At 66.8% G+C, this 13,627-nt stretch carries 10 protein-coding genes; 6 read left to right on the forward strand and 4 right to left on the reverse strand.

Annotated elements, in window-relative coordinates; translation table 11 throughout:
• Positions 1-39: 39 nt before the first annotated feature.
• From AAFP30_RS08090 to AAFP30_RS08100, 3 genes are all read right to left on the reverse strand, one after another.
• A complete protein-coding gene (locus AAFP30_RS08090; RefSeq protein ID WP_419229361.1) occupies positions 40-1,293 on the reverse strand; it encodes a pyridoxal phosphate-dependent aminotransferase in 1,254 nt (417 codons plus the stop codon).
• 42 nt (positions 1,294-1,335) lie between these two features.
• On the reverse strand, positions 1,336-4,752 hold the full coding sequence (locus AAFP30_RS08095) for a heterodisulfide reductase-related iron-sulfur binding cluster (protein WP_419229362.1): 3,417 nt from the start codon (positions 4,750-4,752) through the stop codon (positions 1,336-1,338).
• Between the two features lie 205 nt (positions 4,753-4,957).
• Entirely contained in the window at positions 4,958-6,361 is a 1,404-nt protein-coding gene (locus AAFP30_RS08100; RefSeq protein WP_419229363.1) for a WS/DGAT/MGAT family O-acyltransferase, read from the reverse strand.
• A gap of 80 nt (positions 6,362-6,441) precedes the next feature.
• Here AAFP30_RS08100 and AAFP30_RS08105 point away from each other — a divergent pair, with 80 nt between their 5' ends.
• The 6 genes from AAFP30_RS08105 to AAFP30_RS08130 all read left to right on the forward strand — a co-directional run bounded on the left by AAFP30_RS08105 (position 6,442) and on the right by AAFP30_RS08130 (position 12,320).
• Positions 6,442-7,035 carry a SanA/YdcF family protein gene (locus AAFP30_RS08105; protein ID WP_419229364.1) on the forward strand — a complete coding sequence of 198 codons (594 nt, stop codon included), beginning with the start codon at positions 6,442-6,444 and terminating at the stop codon, positions 7,033-7,035.
• 66 nt (positions 7,036-7,101) lie between these two features.
• Positions 7,102-8,151: a 3-oxoacyl-ACP synthase III family protein gene (locus AAFP30_RS08110; protein ID WP_419229365.1), complete on the forward strand. Its 1,050-nt coding sequence runs from the start codon at positions 7,102-7,104 to the stop codon at positions 8,149-8,151.
• Entirely contained in the window at positions 8,148-8,999 is an 852-nt protein-coding gene (locus AAFP30_RS08115) for a hypothetical protein (protein ID WP_419229366.1), read from the forward strand. Before AAFP30_RS08110 ends, AAFP30_RS08115 begins: the two co-directional genes overlap by 4 nt.
• Complete coding sequence (locus tag AAFP30_RS08120) at positions 8,996-10,036, forward strand: NAD-dependent epimerase/dehydratase family protein (RefSeq protein ID WP_419229367.1); 1,041 nt, start codon at positions 8,996-8,998, stop codon at positions 10,034-10,036. The genes AAFP30_RS08115 and AAFP30_RS08120 overlap by 4 nt, the downstream gene beginning before the upstream one ends.
• A complete protein-coding gene (locus AAFP30_RS08125; RefSeq protein WP_419229368.1) occupies positions 10,033-10,782 on the forward strand; it encodes a glycosyltransferase family 2 protein in 750 nt (249 codons plus the stop codon). The genes AAFP30_RS08120 and AAFP30_RS08125 overlap by 4 nt, the downstream gene beginning before the upstream one ends.
• The gene (locus tag AAFP30_RS08130; protein WP_419229369.1) at positions 10,779-12,320 is read left to right on the forward strand and encodes an AMP-binding protein; all 1,542 of its coding nucleotides are present in this window, start codon (positions 10,779-10,781) and stop codon (positions 12,318-12,320) included. Before AAFP30_RS08125 ends, AAFP30_RS08130 begins: the two co-directional genes overlap by 4 nt.
• Before the next feature lie 5 nt (positions 12,321-12,325).
• On the opposite strand, the gene AAFP30_RS08135 is transcribed toward AAFP30_RS08130, so the two are convergent.
• Positions 12,326-13,570 (reverse strand): acyltransferase, encoded by a 1,245-nt coding sequence (locus tag AAFP30_RS08135; protein ID WP_419229370.1) that lies wholly within the window; start codon positions 13,568-13,570, stop codon positions 12,326-12,328.
• Positions 13,571-13,627 lie beyond the last annotated feature (57 nt).

Raw genomic sequence — 13,627 nt, forward strand, 5'->3', positions numbered from 1 at the left:
CAACGAATGTTGTGACGATAACGGATGGAAGTCCGAATGTCACTGCCGATACGACGAGAGGAAGTTCCCGATCCGTTCGACGGCGACACCGAGATCCCGTGACCACGGCAGCGTCACGATGCGGAAGTGGTTGTGGTCGGTCAGGTTGAAGCCGGTGCCCTGCACGACGAGGATCTTCTCCTGCAGCAGCAGGTCCTGGACGAACAGTTCGTCGTTGTGGATTTCGTGAACCTCGGGATCGAGGTGCGGGAAGGCGTACAACGCCCCCATCGGTTTCACACACGAGACACCGGGGATCTCGTTCAGTTTCTCCCAGGTCACGTTTCGCTGTTCGTAGAGTCGGCCGCCGGGCGCGACGAGGGCGTCGATGCTCTGGTAGCCGCCGAGGGCGACCTGAATCGCATGCTGCCCGGGAACGTTGGCGCACAAGCGGGTTGACGCGAGGATGCCGAGACCTTCGATGAAGCCGCGTGCGTGGTCCTTCGGTCCCGTCAGGACCAGCCACCCTGCGCGATATCCGCACACCCGGTAGGCCTTCGACAGTCCGTTGAACGTAAGGCACAACAGATCCGGCGCCAGCGATGCGACATTCACGTGCTCGGCGTCGTCGTAGAGGATCTTGTCGTAGATCTCGTCGGCGAGGATCAGTAGCGAGTGTTCGCGCGCCAGGTCGACGAGCTTCTGCAGGACCTCGCGGGAGTAGACCGCGCCGGTCGGGTTGTTCGGGTTGATGATCACGATCGCCTTGGTACGGCTGGTGATCTTGTTGGCGATGTCCTCGATGTCGGGATTCCAGCCGTTGTCCTCGTCGCACCGGTAGTGCACGGGGCGACCGCCGGACAGCGATGTCATGGCGGTCCACAACGGGTAGTCGGGGGCCGGGATCAGGACTTCGTCGCCGTCGTTGAGCAACGCCTGCATGGTCATGGTGATCAGCTCGGACACACCGTTGCCCAGGATCACGTCGTCGACGTCGAAGTACGGGAAATCGGGGATGAGTTCGTAGCGGGTCACCACAGACCGGCGCGCGGACAGCACACCCGCCGATTCCGAGTACCCCTGCGAGTAGGGGAGCGCGTGGATCATGTCGCGCATGATGACGTCGGGCGCCTCGAAGCCGAAGAGCGCCGGATTGCCGATGTTCAGCTTCATGATCCGGTGCCCCTCGGATTCGAGGCGCGACGCGTGCGCGTGCACCGGTCCCCGGATCTCGTAGCACACGTTCTGCAGCTTCAGTGACTGCTCGAGTGGCTTGAGGTTCTGGTTCAGGTGCGATACGTACGGTCTACTCACGAGTTCAATTGTGACAGCAGGCCGCAAATCGATTTTCGACGGCTAGCTGTGTCCCGGCCGCTTCTTGCCGGCCGCGATGCCGAACCCCTTGGCCTTGGCCGCACCGGTTTCGCCGATCGTGCGCGCCGAGGAACCGTTTGGCGACGGGGTGTCGTCGGCGGCCGGGGTTGCCTCTTCGCTCGCAGAGGCGGTTTCGGGCTCGGCGGGCACCTCGGGTTCGGGTTCGGGTTCGGGCGTGGGCTCCGGCTCAGGCGCACTTGCAGTCGGCTTCTTCGCCGCACCTGCGCCACCCGGCCGCTTCTTGCCCGCGGCCATGCCGAAACCCTTTGCCTTCGCAGGCTTTTCCTCGGTCACCGCCGCCGCAGGTGCCTCATCGACCGAGGCTTCGGCCGACTCCGCCGCGGCTTCGGCCGGCTCCGCTGGGGCTTCGACAGTCTCAGCCGGCGAAGTTGCCTCAGCCGGCTTCTTCGCCGCACCTGCGCCGCCGGGCCGCTTCTTGCCTGCGGCCATGCCGAATCCCTTTGCCTTCGCAGGCTTTTCTTCGGTCACCGAGACAGCCGACGACGCGGTGTCCACGGTGGCCGCCGCACCGGCGTCGCTCTCCGACTCGTCGACCTGGCTCTCCGCCGGAGCGGTGACCCCGGCCTGCGGAGCCGCCGCGTTCGGCTTCTTCATGCCCGGACGCTTCGCGCTGCCCATACCGAAGCCCTTGGCGGCCGGCTTCTTCTCTTCGACGGGCTCAGCCGACGAGGCTGCGGCCTCGACTTCCTCCGACGACTCTTCGGTGGCAGGTGCCGGCGCTGCCTTGGCGGCGCCCGGCTTCTTGCCGCCCTTCATCCCGAAGCCCTTGGCTGCGGGCTTCTTTTCCTCAGCCGGCGCGGCGGCTTCGGCAGCGGGCGCATCGGGCTCGGCCGTCTTGGCCGCACCCGGCTTCTTGCCGCCCTTCATGCCAAAGCCCTTGGCGGCGGGCTTCTTGTCCTCCGCCGGGGCTTCGGCAGGTGCGGCGGTTGCTGCAGTCTTGGCCGCACCACCGGGCTTCTTGCCGCCCTTCATCCCGAGGCCCACCTTGGGCTTCGCCTCGGTGGCGGTGGCCGTCGCGGCTGCTGCCGCAGCAGGTGCTGCCTCCTCGGCGGCTGCCGGCTCCGGCTCGGGCTCCTCGGCCGGCACCGCGGCCGGATACAGGTGGCGCCCACCGCGATCGACCTCGGGGAGGCCGCGCCTGACCGATTCGAGCAGCAACTGCGCGACGTCGACGACCTCGATCTTGCCTTCGTCCTCGGTCCTTGCCGTGCGTGCGGTGACACCGTCGGTGAGCATCACGCGGCAGAACGGGCAGCCGGTGGCGACCTTCTTGGTCTCCTGCGTGACCCCGGACAGGGTGTCCAGCGCCTCGTCGACCCGGTCGAGGTTGATGCGCTTACCGATCTGCTCTTCCATCCACATGCGCGCACCACCGGCGCCGCAGCACATGGACCGTTCGCCGTGCCGCGGCATCTCGGTCAGCGTCGACCCGGAGGCGCCCATCAGTTCGCGCGGGGCGTCGTAGACCTGGTTGTGGCGTCCGAGGTAGCACGGGTCGTGATAGGTGACGCCCTCGCCGATCGGCGCGACCGGCACCAGGCGCTTCTCCCGCACCAGGCGGTTGAGCAGCTGCGTGTGGTGCACGACCTCGTACTTGCCGCCGACCTGCGGGTACTCGTTGCCGAGCGCGTTGAAGCAGTGCGCACAGGTGACGACGATCTTCTTGCGCTGCTCGGGAGCGGTGGAGAACACCTCGTTGAACATCTCGATGTTCTGCTGCGCCAGCATCTGGAACAGGAACTCGTTGCCCGCACGGCGAGCCGAGTCGCCGGTACAGGTCTCGCCCTCACCGAGGACCAGGAAGTTCACCGCGGCGACGTCGAGGAGTTCGGCGACGGCCTTGGTGGTCTTCTTCGCACGGTCCTCGTAGGCGCCGGCGCAACCGACCCAGAAGAGGTACTCGAAGCCTTCGAACGACTCGACGTCCTTACCGAACACCGGGATGTCGATGTCGACTTCGTCGATCCAGTTGGTGCGGGCCGAGGCGTTCTGGCCCCACGGGTTGCCCTTGTTCTCCAGGTTCTTGAACATGCCCGCGAGCTCGGACGGGAAGTCCGACTCGATGAGCACCTGGTAGCGGCGCATGTCGATGATGTGGTCGACGTGCTCGATGTCGACGGGGCACTGCTCGACGCAGGCGCCGCAGGTGGTGCACGACCACAGCGTCTCGGTGTCGATGACCGCGCCCAGTTCGCCGTCCTCGATCGCACCGGTGCCTGCGCTCTCGCCGACGAGCCGGCGGCCGGCCTCGGCGCGCGCGGCGGCCGGGATGGCGTTGAGCTTGTCGTCGAGCACGTTGCCGTCGGCGTCGACCAGACCGACCTCGTCGCCGCCCATGTCCTTACGGCCGCCGGCGATCAGGTACGGGGCCTTGGCCTGCGCGTGATCGCGCAGCGACATGATGAGCAGCTTGGGGCTCAGCGGCTTACCGGTGTTCCACGCCGGACACTGCGACTGGCAGCGGCCACACTCAGTGCAGGTGGTGAAGTCCAGCCAGGCCTTCCAGGAGAAGTCCTCGGCCTTGCCCGCGCCGAACGCGTCGACGTCCGGGTCGGCGGTCTCCATGTCGAGGACCTTGCCGTTGCTCATCATCGGCTTGGCGGCGCCGAGCGCGACCCCGCCGTCCTGCTCACGCTTGAAGTAGATGTTGAAGAACGCGGCGAACCGGTGCCAGGCGACACCCCAGTCGATGTGACTGCCGACGACGGCCAGCCAGATCATGCCGCTCATCAGCTTCACGACTGCAGCGCCGGTGACCCAGTACTCCGAGCAGCCCTCGAAGAGCTGAGCGAGGTAGTGGGTGAAGAACGACGTCCAGATCGGCGGATCCTCGATGCCCGAGGCGATCTTGAAGGTCTTGACGAAGATCATGCCCAGGCCCTCGAGCAGGACGACCCACTCGACGAAGTAGGCGGCACCGAACCGGGACCCGGAGAAGCGCGACAACCGCTCGGGCACCCGGGGGTGATTGAGCTGGCGGATGATCATCAGCGCGATGATGCCGATCACGGTGCCCAGGCCGAGAAGTTCGTCGGCGAGGATGTAGATGTTCCAGGCGCCGATGATCGGCCAGTGGAAGTGCGGATCGAAGATCTGTCCGTATGCCTCGAACCACAGGATGAATCCGAGAAGGAAGCCGACCATCACCAGCCAGTGGGCCCACCCGACCGTGCGGAATTTCGCCATCCGGGTGTGCGCGATGAACTCTTTGAGCATCGTCCACATGCGGGGGACGAAGGGCCAGAAGCGTGAGCTGTCGACGCGTTGACCCTGCCCGATGGCCCGGACCATGGTCCAGACCCCGCGAAGGAACAATGCCCAACAGAACAGGCTGATGACCGCAGCTATCGTGCCGATGGCGATCGTCGTGGCATTCACGGCGTCCCGGCCCCTCTCTGGTCTCCTCGCCGACCGTGGTGGTTAACGCAGGGCTGAGATGCGCAAGGTCGACGTGTGCTTGAAGGTAACCGTAATTCCTCACGGCTCTTCGGCGCTGCCAAGGCTGACCTAACTAGACGCAGGCCGGGCGACGCTGATCAGAATGATACTCGCGAGTAACTTACTAGCGAGTCAGAATGTGCCGTCAGGCTGTGATCCCGGCTACTTTCTCGAGTTCTTCCAGCGCGGTGTCGAGATGGGTGAGGAGACGCTGCATGCTCGGCAGCTCCTTGCGCGCGCCGATCAGACCGAAATTGATCTGGTCGCCGGTCGAGGTCACCGTGACGTTGAGCGCCAAGCCCTCCATCGCGATGGACACCGGGTAGGAGCCGTCGAGGCGGGCGCCGTTCCAGTACAGGTGATCGGTCGGGCCGGGCACGTTGCTGATGAACAGATTGAACTGCGGTGGGGTGAAATTGACGAAGCCCGGCACGGTCGCCAGGGCGAGCGGGGCGGCCGACGCCGCGCCGTACATCAGCGCCTGCAGCGGACTCAGGCCGCGGATGACCTGCTTCGACTTGCGGGTCGACGCCACGATCGTCGCCAGCCGACGTTCCGGATCGGGCTGATCGGTCGCCATGTTGGCCAGGACCAGGGTGACCGAGTTGCCTTCATCGGAGTCGTCGGTGCGGGTCGAGACGGGAACCGCTGCGAGAAGCGGCGCGTCGGGCAGCGCATCCTGATCGATGAGATAGGCCCGTAGCGCGCCCGAGCACATCGCGACGATGACGTCGTTGAGCGTGATGCCGAGTTCCGCGGCGACGGCGCGCAGGCGTTCCCGTTCCCACTGCTGGGCGGCGAACCGGCGGGCGCTGCCGATGGATCCGTTCAGCAGAGTGGTCGGCGCCGGGACGAACGGCGAGGTGAAGTCGTCGTCGGTGACCGCTGTCCAGGCGATCTTGGCGATGGCCGGGCCTGTTCCGACGAGTTGCCCGGCGACGTTGATGGTCTGTCCGGCCAGCTTTGTGACATTCGACACGATGGGCACACGGCGACCCGACGACGGCGGCGCCGGCTTCCGCTTACGACGCAACGCCGGATCCCACATGGCCGTGCCGGTGCGGTCCTCCGGATCGCGCGACAACGAGTTCTCCAGCAGCCGCAGCGCAGATACGCCATCCATCAGCGAGTGGTGGATCTTGCTGTACAGCGCGACGCGACCGTCCGCGAGGCCTTCGATGACGTGTAGTTCCCACATCGGCCGGGTGCGGTCGAGCAGGGCGCCGTGATTGAGCGACACGTAGCGCAACAGTTCACGCACACGTCCCGGTTGCGGTAACACCGTGCGCCGCACGTGATAGTCGAAATCGATCTCGTCGTCGTAGGTCCAGGCGAAGTTGCCCAGCAGCGACGCCGGCGGTGCGGGTCGTTTGCGGAACAGCTTGCGGACGTTCTTGCACGCGTGGAAGTTGGCGAAGATCTCCTCGGCGAGCTCGTGCGCGGTCTGGCCCTCCCGTGGGATGAACAGTTGCAGGCCGCCGACGTGCATCGGTTGTTCTCGTGTTTCGGCGATGAGAAACATCGACGAGGTGACCGGCATGTAATCCATCCGTCCAGTATCGGCCGCAAGCTGTGATCGCAGCAGCGATTCCCCAAGAACGTGACCAATGACCTACGTATGTTGGGGCGGTGCATCTGCTCTCCCGACTGCTGCTGATCGCACTGGTCGGTCTTGAACTGATCGTGACGATCGCGGCCACCTGGGTGTACGTCTCGGCGTCCGGACGGGAACTGGCACCCGACGACGTCCCGCCCCACTCCACCGCACTCGTTCTAGGCTCCCTGGTCGACGACGGCGTCCCCGGTGACTACGTCCGCGGGCGACTCGACACCGCCATCGACCTATACCGATCCGGCCATGTCACGCGAATCATCAACTCCGGCAATGGCTCTGCGGAGGCGGGCAATGAGCCCGCGGTGATGCGCGACTATCTGCAGGCGCACGGCGTGCCCGCGGCGGCGATCGTCGACGACCCCGACGGGATGGATACCGACGACAGTTGCGCCCGCGCCCGCTCGGTGTACGGTCTCGACCGCGCGGTCATCGTCACCCAGGACTTCCACCTGCCCCGCGCGATCGCGCTGTGCCGCCGCCACGGCATCGACGCCGTCGGCGTCGCCGCCCGCTGCGACTGCCCGACCGTCACGGTGGTGCGCAATCACTTCCGGGAACTGTTCCTCGCGCGGCCGCGAGCATTGGTCCCGTCCGTGTCATCTGAGTGAACATGCTTGGCCGAAATGGCGGGAAATACTCATCTCAACGACGATCCCGATGAGTACGTTGACCCCATGACCGATTTCTCCCGGATCGAATCGATCGGCGCCTACGTGCCCGAGCGTGCGGTGTCGACCAACGAGCTGCTCGGTCGCCTCCCCGACGAGGTCTCCCTCGACATCGAGGCGATCACCGGTATTCACTCGCGCCGGGTGGCCGGCACGTCGTCGTTGGACTTGGCACTCCGGGCGGCCGACGACGCGTTGAACGGCTCCCGGTACGGGGCCGCCGATCTCGACGTGGTGATCTCCTGTTCCATCACTCGCACCGTCGAACCCGGTTGCTTCACCCTGGAACCGTCGCTGGCGTTGCGGATCTGCCAGGAGATCGGTGCCACCGCCGCACTGCATTTCGACATCACCAACGCGTGTGCCGGTGTGCTCACCGGGATCAAGGTGCTCGACGCGATGATCCGCAGCGGCGCAGTGCGCACCGGCCTGGTGGTCAGCGGTGAGGACATCACCCCGATCAGCGAGACCGCGATCGCCGAGATCACCCTGCCCTACGACCCGCAGTTCGCGTCGCTGACCGTCGGCGACGCGGCGTCGGCGGCCATCCTGGACGTCTCCGTCGACCCCGCCGACCGCATCGAGTACATCGAACTGTTCACCGCCGCCGAGTTCGCCGAGGCATGTCTGGGCATGCCGAGCGATCAACGGCCCGGCGTGGCGCTCTACACCGACAACCGCGTCATGCACAACGAGTCGCGCTATCTGCTGTGGATGAACCGGCACCGGGACTTCCTCGCCGACCGCGGCAGCACCTTCGCCGACGAGGGCTACGACGTGATGGTGCATCACCAGGTCAGTGCGCCCGGCATCGCGTTCGTCCAGACGATCGCCGAACGCGAGTTCGGCACGCCCATGCCACCCCACCTCAACGTCCTCGACGAATACGCGAACACCGCGTCCACCTCCCATCTGCTGGTGCTGGCAAAGTATCTGCGGGACAAGGAGATCCGACCCGGCTCCCGCGTACTGCTGATCCCCGCCGCGAGCGGCGTGGTCGGCGGATTCATCTCGACCACGATGCATGACCTCGTCGAGCAGGAGGTGGCACGATGACCGCGCCGGTGATCATGCGGGGACAGACCCGGTCCGCCGTGGATGACGTTGCCGTACTGGGTCTGGCAGTGGTCGACGACGGTACCTCTGCGATCGACCTTGCGGCACGGGCCGGCCGGGCCGCGATGGCCGACGCCGGCGTCGACACCGTCGACGTGCTGATCCACGTCGGGGTCTACCGCGACGACAACATCGTGGAACCCGCAGTGGCCGCACTGATTCAGAAGAAGATCGGCATCGGCCTCGACTACCGCCCCGGCGACCACCACCTGTATTCCTTCGACCTGATGAACGGCGCCTGCGGCGTGCTCACCGCGATGTCGGTCGGCGGCGCACTGCTCGCGACCGGCGCATCGACGGTGCTCATCACCGCCGCCGACGCCCACCCCGGCGGGGACGCTGCCGATCGGTCGCCCGACTTTCCCTACACCCCGACCGGCGCCGCCGTCCTCATCGGCCGGGGGACAGGCACATTGGGCGCACTGATGACCGCGTCGGCGGAGCAGGCCGCTCCGGTCGGCTTCGCACGGATTCCGGAGGTCGGTCCTGCGGGACGGCGCACGATCGTCGTCGAACCCACCGCGTCCACCGTGCTGCAACCGCTCGTCGACGATGTCCTCTCGCGTGGGGAACGTACGCCTGCGGTGTTTGCCGCGGTACCCGCGGATGTCGACATCACCGCAGAACAGGTTGTGCGCGTAGATGGCTCGGTCCACACCTGTGGTGCGGTGCTCGGTCTCCTCGCCGCGCGGGACAGTGGCCTCGACCGGATCACCCTCGTCGCCGCCGGCGGTGGACCCGAAGCGGCGGCCATGACCTACACGCGCCCTTCCCTGGATTCGCGGTGACCGTACTGGTGACCGGCGCGACCGGCTTCGTCGGGGGAGCGGTGGCCGATCGGCTCCTCGCCGCCGCCCGCCCGGTGCGAGTACTCGTCCGAAACCCGGAAACCGCACGCGTGCAGTCACTTCGCCAGCGGGGCGCGGAGATCGCGATCGGTGACCTGACCGAGCCCGCGACGCTGCTGCCCGCGGTCACGGGCGTCGAGGCCGTCTTTCATGCCGCCGCTCACCTCGGCGATGCCGGACCGGCCGCGGACTATCAGCGGGTCAACGTCGACGGCACCCGCAGCCTGCTGGCGGCCGCCGCCGCATCCGCGGTGCAGCGCTTCGTGTTTGTCTCGTCGCCGAGCGCGTTGATGGCACCCGACGGTGGGGACCACTACGACATCGACGAGTCCCTGCCCTACCCGCACACCTTCTTCAACCACTACTGCGCCACCAAGGCTGCTGCCGAACAGCTGGTGCTCCAGCATGATTCGACGATGACCTGCTGTGCGCTGCGCCCGCGCGCCGTGTGGGGGCCGGGTGATCGCCGTGGACCCATCGCGATCGTCCTCGACCGGCTTGCTCACCGGCGGTTCCCCGATCTCGATCCGGGACATCCGGTTCTCGCCTCACTCTGCTACCTCGACCACTGTGTCGACGCGGCCGTCGCCGCACTCGATGCACCCGGCGAGACCGTTTCCGGCCGAGCCTATTTCATCGCCGACACCGAGCCAGTCGACATCTGGCCGATGCTGCGGGACATCGCCGGACGCTTCGACCTGCCGCCACCCGGCCCACACCTCCCGCTACCCGCGGTGACCGTCGCCGCCCGCATCGCCGAACTGGTGTGGCGGTTGCCGGTGTTGGCGGCCGACCGCACACCTCCGGTGTCGCGCTACACGCTGGCGCTGCTGACCCGCTCGGCCACCTACGACAACACCGCCGCACGCCGCGACCTCGGATTCCGCCCGACCGTCACCCGCGATGAGGGAATCGCCCGGTTGCGGAGCTGGATCGACGAGATCGGCGGCGTCGACGCACTGGCGGTGACCGGATGACGCTGTCGGTGGTGATCCCGGCGTTCAACGAGCAGAACTGGATCGGAGGGGTCCTGGAGTCCCTTGCTACGCAGGCTGATCGGGACTTCGACACGGTGATCGTCGACAACGCATCCACCGACCGGACCGCCGCGATCATCGCCGACTTCATCGCCGCGCACCCCGAGATGTCGATCGCGGTGATCACCGAATCCGAGAAGGGGACCGGGGCCGCCGCCGACACCGGGATGCGGTACGCCATCGCCCACGGCGCGACGCACCTGGCCCGCACCGACGCCGACTGCCTGCCCGAACCCGACTGGATCAGCTCGGTCCGACGCGCCTTCGGGAACGGAAGTCAGCTGATCGCCGGGCAGATGCTGCCGCGTCCCGACGAGGAGATCGCCCGTCCCGCTGCGGTCTTCATGCTCGGATTGGTGGAGGTCGCGGCGTGGTTCGGCAAGCTCCGGCCCGGTAACCGTGGCCCGCAGTACCTCGGCCCGTACATGATGACGCCCGGCTGCAACATGGCGATCACCGCCGAACTCTATACGCGCAGTGGTGGTTTCCCCCGTACCCGGATCGAGGACGTGCACGAGGACCGTGCCCTGGTCAACGCCGTGCGTACCGTCACCACCGACTACGCCACCCATCGCGACGTGCGGGTGCGGGTGTCGGCGCGCCGCGAACGTGCCTGGGGGGTCATCCGCACCCTCGGCTGGTACGCCGATCATCGCTACCGACCCGACATCGTCGACATCCGATGAGCCGACATCCGAATCCGAGGACCGGAGTCCTCGCCGAGGCAATCCTCGACGCCTGCACCACGTATCGTGATCGTCCGGCGATCGGAACTCCGCATCGCGCGCCGGTCACCTACGGTGACGTCGGCGGTCGTATCGAAGGTACCGCCGAAGCTCTGCGCGACAACGGCTTCGGACCCGGGCATCGCATGCTGTTCTCCATCCGCCCGGCACCGGACTCGATGATCTTCCTGGCCGCCGCGCTGGCCGCCGGCGGCTCGATCGTCTTCGCCGACCCAGGCATGAGCCGAGCGCTGTTCGACGCGCGAGTCCGTGTCGTCGCCCCCACGCACGCGGCGGTCGAATCGCTCATCTACTCCGCGGGCGCCCGCGGTCCGATCGGCGCGCTCGCCCGTCGTCGTGGTCTTACGCTGCCGCGTCTCGCGGACCTCGACGTCGTTCATATTCGTTCGGGCCCATGGCTTCCCGGCGTGCCCCGAGCCGCGTCGTCCACCCGACGCCTACGTCGTCGGCCGGCGCCCATACCGCGGATGGCATCGATCCCCGATGAAGCGCTCATCGTGTTCACCTCGGGCACTACGGCGCAGCCCCGCGGGGTGGTCCACACCCACGACTCCCTGCTCGCCGGGTTCCGCAGCGCCACTGCGGCATTGCGGATCGATCCCGACGCCGTGGTCCTCACCGACCAGGCGATGATCGGGCTGCCCGTACTCCTGTCGGGTGCCCGATGGATCCTGCCGCGTCTCGGCCTGGCCACCCACGCAGGGCCGGCGCGCATGACCCGAATCCTCGGCTCCGACACCGAGATCACCCACACGTTCGTCGTGCCCGGCGAACTGCCCGAGGTCCTCGACCGTCTCGACGGTCCGCCAAAAGGGTTGTCGGCGATCGTCTGTGGCGGCGCACCGGTCACGCCCGGACTCGCCCGCATGGTGGCGCAGCGGTTGCCCGACGTCGACCTCTACGCCATCTACGGGATGACCGAACGCGTCCCGATCGCCGTCGCCACCGGCGCCGAGAAACTCGTGTGGACCGGGCCCGGCGACCCGCTCGGCACCGTCGTCGACGGCGTGCGTACCCGGCTCGACGACGGTGAACTGGTCATCTCCGGCCATGGCCTCTGCGCAGGCTATCTGTCGCCGGTCGACGGCACGTTGACCGCGGTCGACGAGATCGCCACGGGGGATCTGGCCACTGAAGTCGACGGACGACTCGCGCTGATCGGTCGCACCAAGGACATGATCATCCGCGGGACGGTCAACATCTATCCGGCGCTTTACGAGCCCGCGATCTCGGCCATCTCCGGGGTCCGGGAGTGCGCGATCGTCGGTATCGGTGGGGACGACGTCGGAGATCCCACCGTGGTCCTCGCACTCGTCGTCGACGAACCATCCGCCGAGGATCGGGTCCGTCGACATCTCGACGATCTCATCGACCGGGGATCGCAGCCCGACCGGATCGTCGTCGTCGACGAGATCCCGCGTGCCGGGCGCCTCCGCAAACCCGATCGTCGAGCTCTGGCCGCGCAGCTACGCGGGTGAGCGCATCACGCGGCGACGGCAGCCCTGCGCCGTAGCGATGGCAGCGCCAACCGGGGGCGGCCGGTCAGATACAGGGACCCCGGCAGTCGACGCAACACCTCGACCAGCAGCAGGGAACCGGCGATGGTGAGCAGATAGGTGACCGCCGTGCCCCACGGCTGACCCAGTGTGGCCAGCAGCCACGGTTGGTCGCCCGACTTCGGGCGCAGCAGCAGCCAGAGCACCAGGACATGCGAGAGGAACACGCCGAACGACCGGTTCGACGCAAACGACACTGCGCGAGCGAACCGCGGTGTGAACTCACGCCACCGTTCGCCCCAGTTCAGCGCCATCGCGTACAGGCATGTCATCGCCACGATCAGGAAGGGCAGCAGCGTCGGGTGGAACGCCGAGTTGTTGTCGTGCACCGGCTTGCCCGCGAACCACACCCCGCCGACGTACATGCCGACGGCGAGTGCACCGGTCGCGACGAGCGCGCCGAACAGCCACCAGCCCTTGCCGGCGAGCCAGCGGCCGATCTGCTCGCGATGCACTGCGCCGATCGCGCCGTAGAGGATGAAGAACTGGTACGGCACGAAGGTCGCGTAGTTGTGCCACCAGTACTGGGCGATCACCGCGGGCGGATTCCAATTGGTGATCGTCGAGGTAATGGCCAGTTGGACAACCAGACTCGCCACCAGCAGTTGCGCATGATGGCCGACGGTGGCGCGCACCAGCCACAGTACGAGCGGGAACAACAGGTAGACCTGCAGCATCACGAACAGGAAGTACATCTGGAAGCCGGACAGGCCCCAGCTGACCTTGCCGGCGAACTCGCCCAGGCTGGTGGGGATTTCGGTCAGCCGCCCGTTGGCCCACATGTCGGTGACGACCCAGTAGATCGCCGACCACGCCAGGTACGGGAAGATCACCAGCTTGATTCGCTTGCGCCAGAACGCAGTTGTGCTGAAGTCCGCCTTGTCGAAGTTCTGGTACATCAGCACGAAACCGGTCAGCGCGAAGAACGTGTTGCGCGTGAAGTGCAGTAGCAGTGCCGTGGTGTTGACGCCGAGGCTGCCGAACTCGTCGGTCGTGTTGGTCAGGCAGTGGACGAAGATGACCAACGAAAAGGTCGTCGCGCGGATCAGATCCAGGTGATGCAGATACGCCCGCCGACCGGCTTGCCGAACCGCATCCGACGAGCGGGTGACGGTGTCGAGCACCGCCGATGCTGCGGTTGCCTTGTCCTGTTCCGGCGCGATCGTGGTCATACGCGTGCTTCAGCCATCCCCTGTTCGACACGATAAGTCGTTTGATTGAGCAACGAA

This window comes from Gordonia sp. CPCC 205515 (genome assembly GCF_048537925.1).
Lineage (GTDB): Bacteria > Actinomycetota > Actinomycetes > Mycobacteriales > Mycobacteriaceae > Gordonia.

Bases quoted from the DNA above. Each gene is read 5' to 3' on its own strand.
- AAFP30_RS08100 (WP_419229363.1), bottom strand. From the start codon at position 6,361: ATGGATTACATGCCGGTCACCTCGTCGATGTTTCTCATCGCCGAAACA.
- AAFP30_RS08125 (WP_419229368.1), top strand. From the start codon at position 10,033: ATGACGCTGTCGGTGGTGATCCCGGCGTTCAACGAGCAGAACTGGATC.
- AAFP30_RS08135 (WP_419229370.1), bottom strand. From the start codon at position 13,570: ATGACCACGATCGCGCCGGAACAGGACAAGGCAACCGCAGCATCGGCG.
- AAFP30_RS08110 (WP_419229365.1), top strand. From the start codon at position 7,102: ATGACCGATTTCTCCCGGATCGAATCGATCGGCGCCTACGTGCCCGAG.
- AAFP30_RS08130 (WP_419229369.1), top strand. From the start codon at position 10,779: ATGAGCCGACATCCGAATCCGAGGACCGGAGTCCTCGCCGAGGCAATC.
- AAFP30_RS08115 (WP_419229366.1), top strand. From the start codon at position 8,148: ATGACCGCGCCGGTGATCATGCGGGGACAGACCCGGTCCGCCGTGGAT.